Annotated in this window: 27 protein-coding genes and 1 tRNA gene; 21 read left to right on the top strand and 7 right to left on the bottom strand. The window is 56.7% G+C overall.

What is annotated here, in order from left to right:
* Nucleotides 1-5 precede the first annotated feature (5 nt).
* From Q8O73_RS01960 to msrB, 7 genes are all read left to right on the top strand, one after another.
* A complete protein-coding gene (locus tag Q8O73_RS01960; RefSeq protein ID WP_305554119.1) occupies nucleotides 6-860 on the top strand; it encodes a transporter substrate-binding domain-containing protein in 855 nt (284 codons plus the stop codon).
* Between the two features lie 28 nt (nucleotides 861-888).
* Entirely contained in the window at nucleotides 889-1,551 is a 663-nt protein-coding gene (locus Q8O73_RS01965) for an amino acid ABC transporter permease (protein WP_305554122.1), read from the top strand.
* Nucleotides 1,552-1,563: 12 nt separating this feature from the next.
* Complete coding sequence (locus Q8O73_RS01970) at nucleotides 1,564-2,229, top strand: amino acid ABC transporter permease (RefSeq protein WP_305554125.1); 666 nt, start codon at nucleotides 1,564-1,566, stop codon at nucleotides 2,227-2,229.
* A gap of 22 nt (nucleotides 2,230-2,251) precedes the next feature.
* Nucleotides 2,252-3,013, top strand: a complete 762-nt coding sequence (locus Q8O73_RS01975) for an amino acid ABC transporter ATP-binding protein (RefSeq protein ID WP_305554128.1) — start codon at nucleotides 2,252-2,254, stop codon at nucleotides 3,011-3,013.
* A 23-nt stretch (nucleotides 3,014-3,036) separates the two neighbouring features.
* On the top strand, nucleotides 3,037-3,420 hold the full coding sequence (locus Q8O73_RS01980; protein ID WP_305554131.1) for a RidA family protein: 384 nt from the start codon (nucleotides 3,037-3,039) through the stop codon (nucleotides 3,418-3,420).
* A gap of 68 nt (nucleotides 3,421-3,488) precedes the next feature.
* Complete coding sequence (locus Q8O73_RS01985; RefSeq protein ID WP_305554134.1) at nucleotides 3,489-4,265, top strand: IclR family transcriptional regulator; 777 nt, start codon at nucleotides 3,489-3,491, stop codon at nucleotides 4,263-4,265.
* 99 nt (nucleotides 4,266-4,364) lie between these two features.
* The gene (msrB, locus tag Q8O73_RS01990) at nucleotides 4,365-4,808 is read left to right on the top strand and encodes a peptide-methionine (R)-S-oxide reductase MsrB (protein ID WP_305554137.1); all 444 of its coding nucleotides are present in this window, start codon (nucleotides 4,365-4,367) and stop codon (nucleotides 4,806-4,808) included.
* On the opposite strand, the gene Q8O73_RS01995 is transcribed toward msrB, so the two are convergent.
* The 6 genes from Q8O73_RS01995 to Q8O73_RS02020 are packed head-to-tail and all read right to left on the bottom strand — an operon-like array spanning nucleotide 4,805 to nucleotide 10,770.
* The gene (locus tag Q8O73_RS01995; protein WP_305554140.1) at nucleotides 4,805-5,263 is read right to left on the bottom strand and encodes an HAD family hydrolase; all 459 of its coding nucleotides are present in this window, start codon (nucleotides 5,261-5,263) and stop codon (nucleotides 4,805-4,807) included. The genes msrB and Q8O73_RS01995 overlap by 4 nt on opposite strands.
* On the bottom strand, nucleotides 5,260-5,862 hold the full coding sequence (locus Q8O73_RS02000) for a histidine phosphatase family protein (RefSeq protein ID WP_305554143.1): 603 nt from the start codon (nucleotides 5,860-5,862) through the stop codon (nucleotides 5,260-5,262). Before Q8O73_RS02000 ends, Q8O73_RS01995 begins: the two co-directional genes overlap by 4 nt.
* An 11-nt stretch (nucleotides 5,863-5,873) precedes the next feature.
* The gene (locus tag Q8O73_RS02005) at nucleotides 5,874-6,962 is read right to left on the bottom strand and encodes an MBL fold metallo-hydrolase (RefSeq protein ID WP_305554146.1); all 1,089 of its coding nucleotides are present in this window, start codon (nucleotides 6,960-6,962) and stop codon (nucleotides 5,874-5,876) included.
* A complete protein-coding gene (locus Q8O73_RS02010) occupies nucleotides 6,962-8,071 on the bottom strand; it encodes an ABC transporter ATP-binding protein (protein ID WP_305554149.1) in 1,110 nt (369 codons plus the stop codon). The genes Q8O73_RS02005 and Q8O73_RS02010 overlap by 1 nt, the downstream gene beginning before the upstream one ends.
* The gene (locus Q8O73_RS02015) at nucleotides 8,059-9,786 is read right to left on the bottom strand and encodes an iron ABC transporter permease (protein WP_305554152.1); all 1,728 of its coding nucleotides are present in this window, start codon (nucleotides 9,784-9,786) and stop codon (nucleotides 8,059-8,061) included. The genes Q8O73_RS02010 and Q8O73_RS02015 overlap by 13 nt, the downstream gene beginning before the upstream one ends.
* 3 nt (nucleotides 9,787-9,789) lie before the next feature.
* Complete coding sequence (locus Q8O73_RS02020; RefSeq protein ID WP_305554155.1) at nucleotides 9,790-10,770, bottom strand: ABC transporter substrate-binding protein; 981 nt, start codon at nucleotides 10,768-10,770, stop codon at nucleotides 9,790-9,792.
* Between the two features lie 214 nt (nucleotides 10,771-10,984).
* Between Q8O73_RS02020 and Q8O73_RS02025 the strand changes: the two genes are divergently transcribed.
* A complete protein-coding gene (locus tag Q8O73_RS02025; RefSeq protein ID WP_305554158.1) occupies nucleotides 10,985-11,779 on the top strand; it encodes a DeoR/GlpR family DNA-binding transcription regulator in 795 nt (264 codons plus the stop codon).
* On the opposite strand, the gene Q8O73_RS02030 is transcribed toward Q8O73_RS02025, so the two are convergent.
* Complete coding sequence (locus tag Q8O73_RS02030) at nucleotides 11,770-12,549, bottom strand: class II glutamine amidotransferase (RefSeq protein WP_305554160.1); 780 nt, start codon at nucleotides 12,547-12,549, stop codon at nucleotides 11,770-11,772. The genes Q8O73_RS02025 and Q8O73_RS02030 overlap by 10 nt on opposite strands.
* Nucleotides 12,550-12,603: 54 nt before the next feature.
* On the opposite strand from Q8O73_RS02030, the gene Q8O73_RS02035 reads away from it, so the two are divergent.
* The 13 genes from Q8O73_RS02035 to Q8O73_RS02095 all read left to right on the top strand — a co-directional run bounded on the left by Q8O73_RS02035 (nucleotide 12,604) and on the right by Q8O73_RS02095 (nucleotide 19,466).
* A complete protein-coding gene (locus tag Q8O73_RS02035) occupies nucleotides 12,604-12,768 on the top strand; it encodes a hypothetical protein (RefSeq protein WP_305554162.1) in 165 nt (54 codons plus the stop codon).
* Nucleotides 12,759-12,834, top strand: a tRNA-Thr gene (locus tag Q8O73_RS02040). Before Q8O73_RS02035 ends, Q8O73_RS02040 begins: the two co-directional genes overlap by 10 nt.
* Nucleotides 12,835-13,003: 169 nt before the next feature.
* A complete protein-coding gene (locus Q8O73_RS02045; RefSeq protein ID WP_305554164.1) occupies nucleotides 13,004-14,608 on the top strand; it encodes a hypothetical protein in 1,605 nt (534 codons plus the stop codon).
* Nucleotides 14,605-15,078, top strand: coding sequence for a hypothetical protein (locus tag Q8O73_RS02050; RefSeq protein ID WP_305554166.1), 474 nt, complete (start codon nucleotides 14,605-14,607; stop codon nucleotides 15,076-15,078). Before Q8O73_RS02045 ends, Q8O73_RS02050 begins: the two co-directional genes overlap by 4 nt.
* Before the next feature lie 219 nt (nucleotides 15,079-15,297).
* Nucleotides 15,298-16,350, top strand: a complete 1,053-nt coding sequence (locus tag Q8O73_RS02055) for an RNA polymerase sigma factor (protein WP_305554168.1) — start codon at nucleotides 15,298-15,300, stop codon at nucleotides 16,348-16,350.
* 223 nt (nucleotides 16,351-16,573) lie between these two features.
* Nucleotides 16,574-16,897: a RebB family R body protein gene (locus Q8O73_RS02060; protein WP_062952013.1), complete on the top strand. Its 324-nt coding sequence runs from the start codon at nucleotides 16,574-16,576 to the stop codon at nucleotides 16,895-16,897.
* Nucleotides 16,898-17,126: 229 nt separating this feature from the next.
* Nucleotides 17,127-17,462 carry a RebB family R body protein gene (locus Q8O73_RS02065; protein WP_305554175.1) on the top strand — a complete coding sequence of 112 codons (336 nt, stop codon included), beginning with the start codon at nucleotides 17,127-17,129 and terminating at the stop codon, nucleotides 17,460-17,462.
* Nucleotides 17,463-17,614: 152 nt separating this feature from the next.
* Complete coding sequence (locus Q8O73_RS02070) at nucleotides 17,615-17,956, top strand: RebB family R body protein (RefSeq protein WP_305554178.1); 342 nt, start codon at nucleotides 17,615-17,617, stop codon at nucleotides 17,954-17,956.
* A 15-nt stretch (nucleotides 17,957-17,971) separates the two neighbouring features.
* Nucleotides 17,972-18,289: a RebB family R body protein gene (locus Q8O73_RS02075; protein ID WP_305554181.1), complete on the top strand. Its 318-nt coding sequence runs from the start codon at nucleotides 17,972-17,974 to the stop codon at nucleotides 18,287-18,289.
* Entirely contained in the window at nucleotides 18,289-18,465 is a 177-nt protein-coding gene (locus tag Q8O73_RS02080) for a hypothetical protein (RefSeq protein WP_305554184.1), read from the top strand. Before Q8O73_RS02075 ends, Q8O73_RS02080 begins: the two co-directional genes overlap by 1 nt.
* 62 nt (nucleotides 18,466-18,527) lie before the next feature.
* Nucleotides 18,528-18,752: a RebB family R body protein gene (locus Q8O73_RS02085; protein ID WP_305554187.1), complete on the top strand. Its 225-nt coding sequence runs from the start codon at nucleotides 18,528-18,530 to the stop codon at nucleotides 18,750-18,752.
* 76 nt (nucleotides 18,753-18,828) lie between these two features.
* Complete coding sequence (locus tag Q8O73_RS02090; protein WP_305554190.1) at nucleotides 18,829-19,152, top strand: RebB family R body protein; 324 nt, start codon at nucleotides 18,829-18,831, stop codon at nucleotides 19,150-19,152.
* Between the two features lie 53 nt (nucleotides 19,153-19,205).
* The gene (locus tag Q8O73_RS02095; RefSeq protein ID WP_305554193.1) at nucleotides 19,206-19,466 is read left to right on the top strand and encodes a RebB family R body protein; all 261 of its coding nucleotides are present in this window, start codon (nucleotides 19,206-19,208) and stop codon (nucleotides 19,464-19,466) included.
* The last annotated feature ends 6 nt before the right edge of the window (nucleotides 19,467-19,472 follow it).

Consider the following 19,472-nt stretch of genomic DNA (forward strand, 5'->3'; position numbering starts at 1 on the left):
TTGATATGTGGAGACAATTTGCAGGTCAGGCGACGAAGATCGCCACCATTATGGGCGTATTGGCAGTGTCATCGACGACCGCCATGGCGCAGGAAAAAAGCAAACTGAATGAAATTCTGGATCGCGGATATCTGATTGTCGGCACCGGAAGCACCAATGCGCCCTGGCATTTCAAGGATGCCCAGGACAATCTGGTCGGCTTTGACGTTGACATGGCGCGTCTGGTCGCCAAGGGGTTGTTTGACGACGCGGACAAGATCGAATTTGTGTTTCAATCCGGCGACGCCCGGATTCCCAACCTGACCACCGACAAGGTGGATATCACCTGCCAGTTCATGACGGTAACACCAGGAAGGGCGCAACAAGTCGAGTTCACCATCCCCTATTACCGCGAAGGGGTTGGTCTTTTGCTGCTGCAAACCGGCAAATATGCGGATTACGATGCATTGAAGGCCGCAGGCGATGATGTAACCGTATCGGTTTTACAAAACGTCTATGCCGAAGAAATGGTTCATGCGGCCCTGCCCGAGGCTTCGGTCGATCAGTATGACAGTGTTGATCTGATGTATCAGGCGCTCAATTCCGGGCGCGCCGATGCTGCGGCAACCGACCAGTCATCGTTAAACTGGTTCATGTTGCAAACCCCGGACCGCTACAAGGATGCCGGTTATGGCTGGAATCCGCAAAGCTATAGCTGTGGCGTCAAACCCGGCGATCAGCGCTGGCTGAATTTTGTCAATGCGGTCTTCCACGAAGCGATGACCGGGGTCGATTTTGACACTTATGCCGCATCGTTCAAAACCTGGTTCGGTGTTGAACTTTCGCCGCCGCAAATCGGCTTCCCTGTCGAATACAAGTAAATCCATCCCATAACCGGAGGCCGTTACCGTGGGATACAATCTGAATTTCAACGCCGTATGGCGAGATTTCGATCTGCTTCTTTCCGGATTGGGATTGGGACTCATACTGGCAGTGATATCCATCTTTATCGGATGCATCATCGGATTGGTGGCGGCCTTCGGAACCCTGTCGCACAACCGGGTCGTGCGGGGATTTTCAACCGGCTATGTCTCGGCCATTCGCAATACGCCGCTTTTGGTCCTGATCTTTTTTACCTATTTTGCCCTGCCCCAGATGGGGTTGAGAATTGGCAAGATCGAATCCTTTGTCGCCACCTTTTCCCTCTATGCCGGGGCCTATTTGACCGAAGTATTCCGGGCAGGCCTGATCAGCTTGCCAAAAGGCCTGCGCGAAGCAGGTCTTGCGATTGGTCTGACCGAATTCCAGACGAAACGATATCTGACCATTCCCGTCATGTTGCGCAATGTTCTGCCCTCGTTGGGAAACAACTTCATTTCCCTGTTCAAGGATACCTCGCTTGCGGCGGCGATTGCAGTTCCCGAACTGACCTTTTATGCCCGAAAAATCAATGTTGAAACATTCAGGGTCATCGAAACATGGATGGTCGCCAGCCTGATGTATGTCGCGGCTTGCTACATCATCGCCCACGCGCTGCGTCTTCTGGAACGCCGCATGGCAATCCCGAAATAGAGGAACCCGAACATGGAATTTCAACAATTCATTGCCGATGCGTGGGCGGCACGCATATCGATTATGAACGGGATCGGCCATACAATCGTCATCTCGGTTCTTGCGGTTGTTTTCGGGACAATTCTGGGCATTGTTGTCGGTCTGATCCTTACTTACGGGCACTGGACCGCGCGCTTTATCATCAGAATCTATACCGATATCTTGCGGGGAACGCCGGTTTTTGTCCTGATCCTCGCCAGTTTCTACATTCTGGGGGTGATCGGCATACATCTTAGCGCCTTTCAGGCCGGTATTTTTGCCCTGACCCTCTTTTGCAGTTCGCATGTCGGTGAAATCGTCCGCGGAGCCCTGCAAGCCATCCCCAAAGGCCAGATCGAAGCCGGAAAAGCCATAGGACTGACATTTTCCCAGATTTTTGCCTATGTCCTGCTGCCACAGGCCCTGCGTCAAATGCTGCCGACCTGGGTCAATACCGCAACCGAAATCGTCAAGGCCTCAACGCTTTTGTCCATCATCGGTGTCGTTGAACTGCTGCTGTCGGTTCAGCAAATCATTTCCCGAAATTTCCTCAGTCTTGAATTCTACTTTTTTGCCGGTTTCGTCTATTTCCTGATCAATTTCCTGATCGAAAAACTGGGCCGCGCCATCGAAAAAAAGGTTGCAATTCCGTCAGTATAAGAACGGTCAGGAGAATGACAAAATGAGCCTTCTGCAAATCGAAAATCTTCATAAAAACTTTGGCGACCTTGAAATCCTGAAGGGCATCGACATGACGATGAATGCCGGTGATGTCGTCAGCATCATCGGGGCAAGCGGTTCTGGAAAAACCACATTGCTGCGCTGTGTCAATCTGCTTGAAGAATTCAGTGATGGCCGCATTCTTATTGACGGCGAAACAATCGGTTATCATGAACAATCGGGCAAACGCACCCGTCGGGGCGAAAAAGAAATAGCCCGCCAACGTGCCATGACCGGCATGGCGTTTCAGCAATTCAACCTTTTTCCGCATATGTCGGCACTCAAAAACGTGACTTTGGGCCTGATCAAGGTCAAGGGACTTGAAAAGGACGCCGCCGTCAGCATCGCCGAAAAATGGCTGGACCGCGTCGGCATGTTGAACCGTCGCGACCATTTCCCCGGTCAGTTATCCGGGGGGCAACAGCAACGTGTCGCGATTGCACGGGCCATCGCCATGAACCCGAAACTGATGCTTTTTGATGAGGTGACATCGGCGCTGGACCCTGAACTGGTCAATGAAGTCCTGAATGTCATTACCGACCTTGCCAGGGACGGCATGACCATGCTGCTGGTCACGCATGAAATGCGCTTTGCCTATGAGGTCTCGAACCGGATCATCTTTATGGGCGGCGGCAACATCATCGAGCAAGGCCCGCCCAAGGATGTGTTCCACAATCCGAAATCGCCACAGCTTGCCGATTTCCTGAAAAATTCGAAATTCTGATCCAAAATCCGCAGGAGGAAAAGATGTCCATAACGCGCTACGGAAGTGGTGAACGCGGGGCTGGCGGACAGCCATTGCCCTTTGCCCGTGCAACAGAAGCAAATGGCTGGTTATATGTTTCGGGGCAGGTCGCCATGGAAAACGGCGAAATCATTGATGGTGGCATCATTGCGCAAAGCCACAAGGCCATCCAGAACATGCTCGCCATTCTTGACGAGGCCGGTTATGACCGGTCCAATATTATGCGGATCGGTGTATGGCTGGATGACCCACGCGATTTTTGGAGCTTCAACAAGGTTTTTGCCGAATATTTCACAGACCATCCACCTGCGCGGGCATGTGTCCAGTCCAGCATGATGGTGGATTGCAAAGTCGAGGTTGACTGCGTAGCTTACAAAGTCCGATAAAATGGCGAATAATGATCGAACAGGAAAATGTTCGATCCGGCACGAATACCCGGAAAGCGAGCAAAACCATGACGACCAAAAGGGCCCGCGGGCTGGACAGGGCATTTGACATCCTTGATTGTCTGATGACGAAAAAAGGCCCGATGCGCCCCAACGAGATCGCAACCGCAATTGATGCGCCCAAATCCTCGATTTACGAGATCGTCAATCTGCTGCTTGAAAGCAATGTGCTGGAACGGAGCGGAGCCGAAGGTCAGGTCTTTCTGGGGCGCAGACTGTATTTCTGGGGACGCGGTTATCTGAACCATTTCGATCTGGCCCGCGAAGGCCGGGAGCATTTGCAATATCTGGCCGAAAAAACACGGGAGACCGCGCAGCTTTGTATGCTGGAAGGTCAAAAATACACCGTCATCATGATGAATGAAGGTTCCCGGCATTTTCGCATCAGCGCCGATGTCGGCGAAATTGTGCCCATTCCGTGGACCGCATCCGGCCGGTTGCTTGTCGGCCACCTGAGCGATCAGGAAATCCTGGATTTCATTCCTGCGGAGGATTTCATCCTGCCATCCGGAAGCAAACTGCCGCCGGAAGAATTCATTGCGCAGGTCCGCAAAGCCACCCGCGAGAATTTTTTCGCCTTTGACAGTATCGCCGATAATTACACACATTGCTTTGCCGCCCCGGTTTATGACGATCAGAAACAGTGCATTGCGACACTGTGCCTGATTACACCGCGTGTTGATGGCATTCAGCATTTCGATCTTTACAAACATGAACTGACAACACGCGCCGAATTGCTGACCCGGCAACTTGGCGGCCATACGGCAAACGCCACGGCAGTATGACGGCCCCCGGCACGGCGTAACTTTATCGTGAAAAGGCTGGACAGACCGGATGGATAGCCCATTTTACCGGCAACGACCTTCGCCACAAAAGGGCCCCTCATGACCGCATACAGGAAAAATCCCGAAGCACTGGCCGACCTTTCACCCGAACAATATCGGGTTACCCAGAAAAACGGCACCGAACCGGCGTTTCAAAATGCCTTTTGGGATCACAAGGAAGACGGGCTGTATGTCGATATCGTTTCGGGCGAGCCTTTGTTTACGTCATCCGACAAATTCGATAGCGGCTGCGGCTGGCCCAGTTTTACCAAACCGGTCGAACCCGATCATATCATCGCGCGCACCGACACCACGCATGGCATGCGCCGGGTCGAAGTCCGGTCCAAACATGGCGAAAGCCATCTGGGCCATGTTTTTCCCGATGGCCCGCCCGAAACCGGCGGCCTGCGATATTGCATCAATTCCGCCAGCCTGCGCTTTATCCCGGTCGATGATCTGGAAGCCGAAGGATATGGCGACTACAAACACCTGTTTGCCGGTTAAAAATCCCCGGGCGCGCATTGCAAACAGGTCAGGCCCATGGCCCGCCATTTATCCACCACCCGTTGCCGGTCGTCGACCACCAGCCACGGGTTAAATCCATCCTGCCGGATTTGCGCCAGAAGGTCTTCCTTGACCTGTTCATCCGTGCGGTGATCGGCGTTTGCCGGGCGCAAATACATGCCGTCAAACGGGATATCATGGGCACGCAGCCATGATTCGGACCGGTGTTGCCACCCGGCAGGCCGCCCCGAACAAATCACAATCGCCTGCCCCGATTGATGCAAAACCCGCAACAGCCGTTCGATATTGGCAATCGGTGCGGCATGGTCCATCGCATCAAAAAATGCATCCCAGTGTTTTTCCACCCCATGCACCAGATGCCCCAACGCATCGGCATCAAAATGGGCAAGGGTGCCGTCCATGTCAAACACCACCGCATCGCGCAGAACCGTCATCGGGAAATTTCCTTTATCAGATCATCGGTCAGAATATCATGGCGCCAGCCCCGGTTTTCCGGGCGAAACAGGATCGGGGTGGCATTGGCGGTTTGCGGGCCATCCCCATTGAACCCGGCCAGATGCAGGATGCAGCGAATAACACCGGAATGGGCGACAATCACCGGCACATGATCGGTGATTTCCCGTTGCACCACCGTCATCGCGTCAAACACCCGCACACACATCGCCTCAAATGCCTCGCCCGCAGGCGGGGTTTCATAACGCGGGCAAATATCGGCCATCGGACGGCCTTCCAGTTCGCCCCAATGGCGTTCGCGCAACCCATCGACAATTACCGGATCATAACCGGGCAAGGCCAGTTGGGCGGTTTGCCGCGCCCGGTGTTGCGGACTGACGAAAACTGCCTGCCATCTGCCTTGCGCCATGAGGGCGGCGATGGACCGCGCCTGTGCCATCCCGGTATCGTTCAGGGGCGGTTCATGCGACCCGGCAATGATGCCCAGCCGGTTGGCCTCTGTTTCGCCGTGACGAATGAAAACAAACGGAACGGCGGCAGGCAGATGCCGCGGAATTGAGGCCAGGTCTGGCGCATTCATAGTCGCTATCCTCAAACATAAAACCGGTCGGCAAGCTGCAACCGGCCTTCAAATCCATCTACCAGCCCGAAATCCTCGGGCCGGTTATAAAACAGGGGCACGATCTGCATCGCATGACAGGAATTGGCGACCGAGACAACATCATCAAGTAACGGATGCACATTCCAGCGCCGGAAATGCGCCTTGCCATCGGCGACCATTGCCCGCGCCGGGGCCGCCATATAGCCGGTGAAAATCACATGGGCATCGCGGCCCAGCCGCCCGTCATTTTCCCACCGGGCAATCAAATCGCCCGCCATGCCGCGTGTGCCGCACGGGGCATGGCACAACAGGATCCGCGCATCGGGGTTGAAATCACGCGCCTTGTCACTGACATCGCGCAGGATATTGATCGCATCGGGCTTGATATAATCGCGGCCTTCCTCGCTTAGCATCCGGCGGACCCAGCCATAACAGCGTGCATCCATTGACCAGTCGGCAATGCCGTTTTGTTCAAACAACAGGGCCATTTCACTGGCCCGACCACTGGGCGGCACCGGAAACAGGATTTGCCCGTCAAGCCGTGCGACCGTATCGATCACCGCATCCATCCGCACCTGTTGCCGGGTCCGTTCAAGACCATAGGACGCATCGAGCAACACGGTGGCGGCATCGGGCGGCGTTTCAAACAGGAAACAGTCGGATTCCGTACAAAAATCGCCGCTGTAAAACACGCCGCCGCCCAGACTGAAATGCAACCACACCCCGCCATAGGAATGGCCGGTGCGCCCGGTGGTGACGGTTACACCATCCACCTGGATTTCACCGCTGGGCGGCAGGACATTGACATCCGCGCCGGGCGGCAGGGCGCGGGCCGTTGCCGCCGTGCAATAAATCGGCAGGCCCGCCGCAATCGCATGATGGGCCGCCCCAATATGATCGACATGATCATGGGTGATGAAAACAGCGTTAACTTTGGTCAGCCATGCCGGATCAAAGATCGCATCGTCTTCCGGCCCTTCGCCGCAATCGAGCAACCAGCGACGATTGAAAAAATCCAGTCGCAAACAGGCCGGGCCTTTTTCACCCAACCCTGAAAGAATACGAATTCCTGCCGACATCAGGCTGCCTCTGTCCGTTCAAAAACCCATCCATCGGACACAGCCAGACGCAATGCCTCGCCAATCCGGGCGCGTTGTCCGGCGTAAACCGGGATAATATGATCCACACCAATCCGCACCAGCAAGCGGAATCGCCCGCCCAGATACACACAATCATCAACCACCCCGGCCAGACTGCCACCGTCATCCACCCGGACATCCTCGGGCCGCAGACACAGGCCCAGATCGCCGATCCGTTCATCCGGATGGTTCAGATTGGCCGTGGCTCGTGACAATGTCCGGGCACAAATTCGCGCCTGTACCCCGGTATCGTCATCGCCGATCCGCACCAGACACCGACCACCATCACCCGGTGCAACCCCGGCCACCGGCAATACCGCCCCCGCCCCGACAAACCCCGCCACCATATGATCCACCGGTTCGCGATACAGGGTTTCGGGCGATGCCATCTGACGGATGCGGCCCTTGTCCATCACCGCGATGCGGTCGGCCATCGCCATTGCCTCGGACTGGTCATGGGTCACATAAATCATCGTCGCCCCGGTGCGGCGGTGAAATTCCAGAAAGGCCTGTTGCATGGTTTCGCGCAGATGCACATCCAGATTGGCCAGCGGTTCATCCAGCAACACCGCCCGCGGTTCCATCACCAGACACCGCGCCAGTGCCACACGTTGACGTTGCCCGCCGCTCAGTTCCGCAGGGCTGCGATCGGCATAAGCCTCCAGCGACACAATCGACAAAGCCTCGCGGATGCGCCGGTCCCGTTCCGCCCGTGGCAACCGCCGGACTTCAAGCGGATAACCGACATTGCGCGCCACCGACATATGCGGCCACAGGGCATAGGATTGAAACACAATGCCCAGATTACGGTCTTCGGGCGCGATCATAATGCCGCGTGCCGGATCGGCCACCGCATGACCATCCAGCATGATCGCCCCGCTATCGGGGGTTTCAAACCCGGCCAAAAGCCGCAACAACGTGGTCTTGCCACAGCCCGACGGCCCCAGCAATGCCACAAATTCACCGTTTCCGATGGTCAGCGACACATCATCAAGTGCCCGGTAATCGCCAAATTTTTTGGTGATTCCGGTCAGGTTTATGTCTGCCATGGCACAACTCCCTTGGGCAAGCGCCGCGATGCCAGTTGAAACACCGTCATCAGCGCAATCACAACGATCACCACCAGCACGGCCACCGCCGATGCCATGACGGTATCGCCACTGTCATCCAGATTGAAAATCAAAACACCCAGCGTTTCATTCCCCGACGACCACAACAGGGCCGAAACCGTCAGTTCGTTAAACGCCGTCAAAAACACCAGAAGGGCTCCCGCCGCCGCCGCAGGGGCGGCCAACGGCAGCAAAATATCGCGCAATCGCCGCCCCGCCCCGGCCCCGCAGGCCTGGGCGGCTTCTTCCAGGGCGGGGTCAAGCTGCATGAAACTGTTCATTACCGGGCGCAGCGCAATCACCAGAAACCGTGCCAGATAGGCCATAAAAATAATCGCCAGCGTGCCATACAGACTGACATCAATCACCGGGATGCGGATAAACAGCAAAATACAGGCGATTGCCAGAACCACACCGGGCAAGGCATAGGGCACCTCGACCAGCAGATTGACGATTTTGGTGATTTTCGACGGGCGGCGCACAATGACATAGGCCAGCGGCAAACAGATCATCACAAGGGTTGCCGATGCCCCGACTGCCAGAACAAAACTGTTCTGAAAGGCGCGCATGGTGGCGGGCTGAACAAACATCACCTCGTGAAAGGCCGCCAGACTGAAATTATCAAACCCCAACCGCACGCCAAAGGCAGGCACCACCGACGTTGCGATCAACGCCATCAACGGCACCACCAGAATGGCAATCAGAACCAGCCACAGGGTCCCTTCAATCAGGCTGCGGTGACGGCCCAGCCGGATATCAAGCGACTGCCCGACAATTCCCATCAAACGATAATCGCGTTTGCCCAATAAATGATGATGCAGGGCAACACCGATAATCGCGATCCCGCCAATCAGCATCGCCAGGACAGATACCTCGCCCAGAACCGACGGGCCAAACCCCGCCAGTTTGCGGTAAATCAGGGTCGGCAAGGTTGGATAGCCCGCCGGAATGCCCAGCATGGCGGTAATGCCGAAATTCCCCAGCGCGGTGACAAAGGCCATCGCGGTTCCGGCAATCAGGCCGGGGCTGGTCAGGGGCAGGATGATCTGCCACCACAGGCGCAATCCCCGCGCCCCGGCCAGCCGGGCGGCTTCGATCTGTTCGCGCGGCAGCAGGCGCAAATTGGCCCGCAGGGTCAAAAACACAATCGAGGCATGCTGAATACCCAGCAACAGGGCAATGCCGCCTGCCGAATATAACGGTTGGGGTGATCCCATCGGCGGCGCAATGCCAAAGGCGTTCAACAACGCACTGTTCGGCCCGGTCAGTTGCACCCACGCCAGCGCGGTAATTTGCGGCGGGATCATCATCGGAATCATAAAACAGAAAACCAGTACCGCCTTGGCGCGGATATCGGTCAGCGCCACCAGAAAGGCAAAAACCCCGCCAACCAGCAGCGAAATAATCGTCCCCAGACCGGCGGTATAAAGGCTGTTGGCGGTCGCCTGCCATGTCGATGGATTGCCCAGCACCGACACCAGATAATGCGTACTGGGCACCCCATCAATGAAAATGCCTTCAAATCCCAGACGCAGGATCGGCAGAATGGAAATCACCACCACCAGCCCGATCAGAAGCGGCAGCAACCGGTCCGAAGACCGGTTGCCAAACCCCGCAAATCCTGTCAGGCCACGCAGGCTCAACACAGCAGACATCGCTTATTCAGCCCCAAAAATCCCGGCGAACTTTTTCTTGTTCTCTTCGGCCTGTTCAAGGGCAAGGGCGGCATCAAATTCCATCAGTTTGATGGTATCGCGTGCCGGGAAACCTGCGGGCAACGGCATGTCGCTGCGTGCCGGAACATATCCCATATCCAGAACCAGTTTCTGCCCGGCATCCGACAGCACGAAATCAACGAATTTATGCGCAGATTCGACGTTTTTGGCGGTGTTCATGATGGCAACCGGTTCGGTCACATAGGTTACACCTTCGGTCGGGAACACAAATTCCACCGGCGATCCGTCGGCCTTGCCGCGAATGGCCATGAAATCGACGATCACACCATATGGCTTTTCGCCCGATGCCACCGCCTTGAACACGCCGCCATTGCCACCCTGCGCACGGGCTTCGTTCGCCGCCAGCGCCTGATAATAATCCCAACCCAGATCGGGGTTTTCCGTCAGGGTGGACAGATGAATAAGGGCCGCACCGGAATACAGCGGGCTTGCCATTACCACCTGGTTTTTAAAGGCCGGGTCGGACAATTCTTTCCACGATGCCGGTTTCATCGCCGCCGCACTGTTATAAACAATGCCCGTCGTGATCAGCTTGGTCGAATAATAATACCCGTCGGCATCATAAAGGGCGGGGTCAAAGCTGGCGGCTTCGGGGGATTTATAGGCCTGCAACAGCCCCTCGCCCTTCATGCCTTCGAGTGTGACGGTATCGGCAATCAGCAACACATCCGGGCGCGGGTCGCCTGCGGCGATTTCGGCACGCAGTTTCGCCATCAACTGGGTGGTGCCATCGCGCACCCAATCCACCTCGACATCCGGATAGGCAGCCTTGAAGGCATCGACGGTAATCTGGGCATCCTGATTGGGCTGGCTGGTATAGATCACCAGCTTTTCAGCCGCCTGTGCCGCAAGCGGCAACAACATCGCGGCCGACGCCGCCGCAGCAAGAACGATTTTACGCATGGTCCACATCCCTTGGCATGGTTGAAACTTTTTGGTTTCGTACGAAAACAACGCAAGACGGAAGCTACAGAGGTTTCGGTAACAGTTGTGTGACAAACCCAAGAATTAATTGTTTCATTGCCGATACCGGGCTTCTCAGGCCGTGTTTTTGCCCGCTATACTGTGCCTGTAAACGAAACCACAACTTTCGTGCGAAAGAACCACGGACCGAAAAATGACAGAAACCATATCCCCCGTGCCGATTGACCGCCGCCGCGACCGCATTGTCGCGCTGGTGAAATCCTGTGGCTTTATGGCGGTCGAGGAACTGGCGCGGCGGTTTAATGTTTCAGTCCAGACCATCCGCGCCGATCTGCGCGATTTGCAGGAACAGGGCCGGGTGTTTCGCCGTCATGGCCTTGCCGGTCCGGCCCCGAACCCGGACAATACCAGTTATGAAAGCCGCGAAGTCTGGAACCGGGGCGGCAAACGCGCCCTTGCCGCCCGGCTGGGCAGCCTCATTCCCGAAGGTTGCACCATTGCCATTGGCACCGGCACAACGGCGGAACTGGCCGCCGAATGCCTGTCATCGCATCGCAATCTGACGGTTCTGACCAACAATATTCATGTGGTTTTGACCCTGCAACATGCGCCGGGTGTCACCCTGCGCATGGCGGGCGGCACGGTGCGCACCCGCGATCTGGATGTGATCGGGGCGGACAGTGCGGATTTTTTTGGCGGGTATCGTGCCGATTACGGCATTGTCAGTGTCGGCGGCATGACCGAGGACGGCGATCTGATGGATTTCAATATGGATGAAGTCCGGGCAAGGCGGGCCTTGATGAATTGTTCGGACGCCGCCATTCTGATGGTGGATGATCGCAAAATTGGCCGCAAGGCCCTGTGCCGCGACGGCCATGCCAGTGATTTTCACACCGTGATCGTCAATTCGCCGCCCTCCAACAGCCTGCAACAACGTCTGGTGCAAAGCCGCACAACGCTTTACGTCACCGGGACGGCTCAGGCATAAACGGCCAAAGTCGGTTCGGTCGTGACCTGCAAATCCGGGCAGACATGCAATGTGTGGTTCGGGGCCACCGCGATCCAGCTTTCGGCCTCGGCATCAAGCGGTTCGGACACGACAATCACATGATCGCCGCGTTTGCGATAATATAACGAGGGTGATTTGTCGTCGCTGGCATGGCGGATGGCGCAAATGCTGTTGCCATCGGCAAGGCAGGCGGTAAAGCGGAACGGGGTGGTGATGTCCTTGTCGCGCATCGCCCCTTCGACCACTTCGATGGTTTTACGAATGGCGCGGTGCGGGTCGGTTTCCAGCCCAAGGGTCAGCATCAGATAGAAAATCAGTTCGCTGTCGGTTGTGCCCTGCCGGGCGCAATAATACCGGTCATCAATCAGGGATTCGAGATAGCGCCGCACCAGACGGTATTCACCGATCTGGCCGTTATGCATGAACATGTAACGGCCATGCGCAAAGGGGTGGCAATTGGGGCGGCTGGTTGCCGTGCCGGTCGAGGCGCGCACATGGGCGAAAAACAGCCCGGACCGGATATTATGCGCCAGAGATTGCAGATTGGGATCGTTCCAGGCCGGCAGGATTTCGCGATACAGGCCCGGTGTTTCCCGTTCGCCGTACCAGCCAATGCCAAAACCGTCACCATTGGTCGGGGTTTTGGCCTGTTCGGCATGCAGGCTTTGTTCGACCAGCGAATGCTTGGGCTCGAACACCATTTTTTCCAGATAAACCGGTTCCCCGATATAACTCAGCCAGCGACACATCCCACATCGTCTCCCGCATAATGCCCGGCCCTGCGTCCGGATCATGCCCAATCTATGACGCTGAACTACAGCAAGGTCAATGTTCTATTGCGCAAACCGGCATGCTTCCCGTTGCAGGGCTGCCATATGCTCATGCGTGCCCTGCGCCGCACAACAAAGCACTTGCCAAGCCGGTTTAATATCCGTATTTTCCGCGCCACAAACACCGTGCTGGTGTAGCTCAGCTGGTAGAGCAACGCATTCGTAATGCGTAGGCCGTAGGTTCGAATCCTATCACCAGCACCATCAAAACCCCGTCCTGCCCTTGTGGCGCGACGGGGTTTTGTGTTTTGCGCGGAAATTTTTCACAAATCGCGTTTCTTCCCGTCATTGGTGCATTGATCCGTCGCACATCACCCTGCGGAATGTCTGTGCGGCTTGTGCACATCGCGCAGGGCACACAGGGAATTGCATCATGAGTCAAACGCAACAACCCGCTTCTCAGGGAAATTCGCGCCCCGTCGCCCCACCGGTTTCCCAGGCCCCCGCACCCGCCGATGACATTGCCCAGACCGAGGCCCTGTTAACCGCCGTCAGCCAGTATTGCGGCTATAAACCGCAAGGCGCAGATGGCCCGAATGACGGCATGCAAAATCTGGTCGAATATGCGATGCAGCAGATTGAAAATGCCCTTGGCCGATCCGGCAGCGCATCAGGCAGTGCGGCGGCGATTCCGGCGGCGGCACGATCATCTTCGCCCCTTGCCGGGCTGTCGCAACCTTTGGCAACACCGATCCCTTTCACCAGCACATTGTCGCATCAGGATGGACGAACGACACATCTGGGCGGCGTGATTGCACCTGGTTCGGTATCACCCTTTCCGGTTCTGTCGGGGACAGACGCAACCACGCACTGGCAACTGGCCATGAATGCCCGTGCGTGCGGCAACAGCCAGAACCTGACCGGCAGCCTGATTGTTGACAATACGGGGGCCGATATCGACCAGTGGCAACTGGCCACCGGCACCGATGATCAGCCCGGAACGGTGTTAAGCCTTCAGGATGGATCGATTGCCGACCGCCTGATCACTTGCCAGACCTGTGGCACACCGGCACAACCGGGCATCGGCATGACATATCAGTCCGGCCAGCCCGGCAGTCAGGCCTTGCAATGGTCGGCCCATATAACCCTTGCCCTGACAGCAGCCCCGACCGGATCCGCGGATACAGATATGCCCGATGCGGCATCGCCAGGCCCGGCAGGCACCAGCCTTGCCCTGTGCCATCAGGGGGATTTGCCCGGACCGTTGATTGCCGCCTGTTTGCCGCTGTCCAATGCGCCATCCGTCCGGGTGTGGTTGCAAATCATCACAGCCGATCCACAAGACACAACCGGCAATCCGCTGTTGCTGGTTCTGATCGACGGGCAGGAAATCCCGGCCTTTGTCGCCCGCGCCGGTCTGGGCGATGGCAATAACGTCTTAACCCCCGATGCCATCCTGTCGCGCCGCAATCCCTATCAGTCCGACACATTGCAGGCCGAAGCGGCCATTGCCGATGGCGATACGCCGTTACGAGTGCGCCTGATCTGCGCGACGGGGATTGATGGCGTCAATGGCCTGCCGGAATTTGGCTTTGTCATTCCGGCAGTCCAAACGGCACCAAATGCCGTGGCACCGCGCACGCCGACCATGATGGCGACATCAACAGCCCCGCTTTCCGATAACAGCGAAGAGGACGAAACCGCCAATATCGAATCCGAAGCCGAGGACGAAGCCGCAGAGGGCGAAGAGGAGCAAGAAACAGAGGGTGACACCGAAGGCGACGCCGCAAGCGATGAGGCGGACGGTGCCCCTTCAACACCGGAAACAGATCCTGCTCCTGATCCGGCCCCTACTCCGTCACCGGCCCCGGCTCCTACTCCTGCGCGTGGCAAGGTGGCCGTCAAGGTCAGTAAAACACTGAATGTCACGGCAATATCGACCCCGGATGCCCCGGCACCCGACGCATCAACGGCCCCCGATACATCTGATGGCACAGAAAGCACCGACACCCCCGGCACGCCGGAGAAAAAACCATGACCGATCCGCGCATCGGCGTTCAGGCCGCAGCCCAGACTGCCACCGCGCGACGGGACGCCGTCAAACAGGCCTTTAACAAGGAATATCAGGCAACGATGCAGGCCATGAGCAACGCCGCAGAAAAAGCCCGTAAACAGATTCTGGATCAGCGACTTGTGCCGTCACGCCCCACGCAAACAGGCAAAGCCCCGGATATTGACACCTTGAAAAACAACAATTCCGATGCCCCGGCCATGGTTATGGTTCAGATCGCCGCCGAAATTCGTCGCATGGTGTTGCAGGAAGTCGACAAACGCATGGTCATTCTGACCGCCCAGGTCGAAGAAGCCATCACCCATGCCTTTGCGATCAATGCCGGAGAATCTGGTGACGCGACGCAAAAACCGGATGAAACTGCGGTTGATACTGCCGCCAAAACCAAAAATACCACAGCCAAAGATGGCAAGACTGACACACCCGGAACTGCATGATCCGGGATACCGAATCGGGGGGACTTTCAGGGCGCAATGATCATCCGGCATGCCGAAAATGATGAATTGCGCCCGACTTTTCCCCCAAAATATATGAATATAACAACTTAAAATAGATTTATTTAAAAAAATCACAAATATAAACAAGGCTCGTCATAATAAATACGAACAACCATTGCCACCAATGATTGTATCTTCCTTCAACAGAAGAGGTCCGCGGTGCAGAATAAAAACGACTACGACAGGGAACAGCGGGCGCTTTCGCAAAAAGAGACGGTTTTTGCAACCGCATTACAAGAAGCGCTTGGCAAGGCACTGGGCGACGCCAGCAATGTCACGTCGATCTGGTCGCATCTTGATGCGCACCAACGATCACAACTGGCCGAAGATTTCGTGCTGGGCGTCAGCCAGCACGCCCGTCAAAACGTTCCTCCCGAACCCCGAACCGCCTTACATCGTGAACCGCCGCAACCGCCCCCTGCGGTCCCGTCGGTTCCCCGTGGATATCCGGCAAATTTCAATCCGCTGGCCGGGTTTCCGGGGCTTGAGGCCCCGACACATGGCCCTTCGCCAACCGATGTGATTGCCAGTGCGCTGGGCGGGGCTTTTTCCCTGCCGGGGCCGGGAATTGGCGCAGGGATTGGAACAGGTGGGATCATCCCACAGTACCAACCATTTCCGATCCCGCCACAATCGCCTGTACCGGGCGCAGCCCCCGATCCAACGCAGGACCCGGATATCGCCGACAGTGCCGCCCCCAATTTCTGGCCGCTTTGGATCGAACAACAGGACAAGCTGTTGAAACAATGCCTGAAACTGATGTCAGGCAATGTTGACGACGCGCAGGACGCCCTGTCCGAGGCGATGGTCAAGGCATCGGTCAAGTTCGAGGATTCGATGGAGGATATCCGCAATCACCGGGCATGGCTGTCGCGCATTGTTCATAATGCCTGTATCGACCTGCACCGCCAAAACCGGCGAAAGGCGGAATATAACGAAGAGACCCACGGTCATTCCGACGATGCCCTGCCGCCGATTTCGGGCCATAACGAACCCTCGCCCGAAGAAAATTGCCTGACCAGCGAAATGTATGAACACCTTGAACGCGCCCTGGCGTCCCTGCCGGAAAAATTGCGTCGCCCGCTTTTGATGCGCTGCGTTCAGGATCGCAGTTACGAGGATATCGCCCTTGATCTGGGCCTCAGCAACTGTGCCGTACGCAAACGGGTTCAGCTTGCCCGTGATCAGTTGCGCGATGCCGGTATCCGGTAATCCCCATCATCATACTGATCACGTCAAACCATTTTCCCCGGCCATTTTGCGCCGGGGAAAATGCTATCTGGCCCTTGGAATGCGCAGAAAATCAGGAAAAATCACCAAAATATCCTGTTATCCGTCACAACTGCCAACCCGATGCGTCTTTATGTTGAATTCGGGACGGCCAAACCCCCGTCAGGATTTTCCACCGTAAGCAGCATGCGAAGGAGTATTCAAAATGGCGATTCCGACCCCCGTCAACGGTCAGATCACCGATGCCGTCACCCAGGCCAATGTCAAGGTTCTCGGTGACGCTCCGGCGATGGCAATGGGCTCGATCTTTCAGTCTTTGGCCCATTCCACCGGCATTCTTTACGAAAACGCCGTCAGCGCCCAGCAGCAGTTGGGCATCGCCTCCCAGGCGGCAACCAATCAGGGCGTCATCCAGATTTATTCGGTCGATACCATGGCCGATGCCGTCGCAACGTCCAAGATCGCCCAAAGCGACGTCCCGGATAACATGCTTTCGCTTCTGACGACGCTTCAGGCCGTCAAAAGCTGAGCCTCCCGGCTTTGTCATCTTTTAATCGGGCGGTCTTACGGGCCGCCCGATTGTCTTTCCACTCCGGACTCTTGCCGTTGGGATATTTGGGAATATCGGCGGAAAACTGCCGGAATCACGCAGTTTTTCGCATCACAAATCCCACCCTTTAACGTCAATAGTCTGATCGCCGCGCCAGTCGCGGAACGGGCCGGTTTCCGGCATATTTCAGGCAATCAGGAGACAGATTATGGCTGACAATACCCCGCTCAATGGCCAGATCACCGATGCAGTCACCCAGGCCAATGTCAAGGTTCTGGGCGATGCACCGGCTATCGCCATGGGCTCGCTGTATCAGTCGCTGGCGCATTCGCACGGCATTCTTTACGAGAATGCCGTCAGCGCCCAGCAGCAGATCGGCATTTCCTCGCAGGCGGCGACCAATCAGGGCGTCATTCAGGTTTATTCTGTCGATACCATGGCCGGTGCTGTGGCAACGCAGAAAATCGCGACCAGCGATGTTCCCGACAACATGCTGTCGCTTCTGACCGCACTCAAGGCAACCACCGGATCGTCGGTTTCCTGACAGGAACCACGCACGTCATCGCCCCAAACCGGCCCGGCATGCCTTGGCTTGCCGGGCTTTTTATATCCTTCGTTTTTTTAATGTCACATCCAAACGTCCCAACCGTCATCAAGACAGCAATTTCATCCGCACCGCACCGCAAGGAGACTGTCATGGCACCGCCCGATACCGACAGCACGGCCCCTGCCGACGGATCGCAGAAAGCGCCGGGATTTGTATCCGCATCCCGCCCCGCATCTCCTTCCCCGGCCAGTCCGGCAGCACCCGATGAAAACAATCAGGTCAGCACCCAGATCAGCGACGCCATCAGTCAGGTCAATGTCAGCACCATCGGCATTGGCCCGGCCTATGCCGCGTTGCAATCCATGCTGGCCCAGTCACAGGCCCAAAGCATTTTGATGGCCAATATGGTGTCAAGCCAGCGACAGACATCCATCACCGGACTCAGCACCCTGACCAGAAGCATCGAACGGCTGCTTGATGGTCGTTCCTAATCAAGGATTTGCATCATGACGAACAATACTTCCGTCGACGAACAGATCACCGATGGCATTACCCAGACCAATACCGCCGTCATTGGCAGCGGCCCGGCCATGGGCGCGATGCAATCCTATCTGGCACAGGCACAAGCACAGGGCATTCTGTTTTCCAACATGGTCAACGAACAGCAGCAACTGGCGGTCGCCAGCCTTGCCACCACCGTCGAAGCCGCGAGGTCTACCCTGAATATGGGGGAGCGCCGTCCGCGGTTTCAGTCGGCAGGCCGCGGACCGGATTTTCGGCAGCCCGCAAAGAACAATCAGACGGACCACGACCAGAACCAGTGATGCTCACTTCGCCACCGGAAGCACCAGCACCCAAAGCGGCGACGGCATCGAAACTGCCCAACGCCCTGACGGATCTGGAAGCCACCGATGACGAATATTTTCTTGTCACCGGCTATCACCGGCCAACCGAAAATGACGAACCGAACCCCGAACCGGAACCAGCCACAACGGGTTGACTGCCAAAACAGAACAACCCGGAGAACACCCTGTTTGACCCGAAATCGAAGGAGTCTGTGCGATGAGTGACATCGTCAATGCACAAATCACCGACGCCGTCACCCAGACCAATGTCAAGGTTCTGGGGGAATCCCCGGCACAGGCTGTTTCCATCGCCTTGCAGGCGCATTCCCATGCCACCGGCCTTGCGATGCAAAACGCCACCATCGCCCAGGGCAATATCCAGCAGGTCGCCAATACCGCCTCGTCCAAAATCATCGCACTGATTGTCGCCGAGGCCGGATAAATTCCGGTCACAACCCATCTTCTGCACCGTCTTGGTGGATAGACAGCGATCCGAGATCGCCACATTGGAGGAAGAAATGGCAATTCCCACCCCGGTCAACGGACAGATTACCGATGCTGTGACCCAAAGTTCGGTCAGCATCCTCGGACAGGCTCCGGCCATGGCCATGAGTTCGATTTATCAGAGCGCGGCCCATTCGACATCGATCCTGTTCCAGAATGCCGTTCAGGCGCAGCAACAGGCATCCATCTGTTCACAGGCCGCCACCAATCAGGGCGTGATGCAGCTTTATTCGGTCAATACCATGGCCGGGGCAACCGCGACGGCAAAGATCGGTCGTTCCGATAACAGCAATACGCTTCTGACTCTTTTGGTCTTGTTGGCGGCAACCCGCCGCTAGGCACTTTTCCGGCGGCGACATCGCCGCCAACGGTTTATCAGTGAGGGCGTGATATGGCAGACAACACCCCCGTCAATTCCCAGATCACCGACGCGGTCACACAAACCAACGTCAAGGTCCTGGGTGAAGCACCGGCACAGGCCATGGGCATGGTGTATCAAACGATGGCCCATTCCATCAGCCTGTCGATGCAAAACGCCATGCAAACCCAGGGCGGATTGCAACAGATCGGCAATGCCGTGACATCAAGTGCGTGCCGCATGATTCTGGATACCACCGGCGGCGGCATGGGTGGTGGCGGCACGACAAAATAACCGCGC

This window comes from Thalassospira sp. (genome assembly GCF_030690045.1).
Classification (GTDB): domain Bacteria; phylum Pseudomonadota; class Alphaproteobacteria; order Rhodospirillales; family Thalassospiraceae; genus Thalassospira.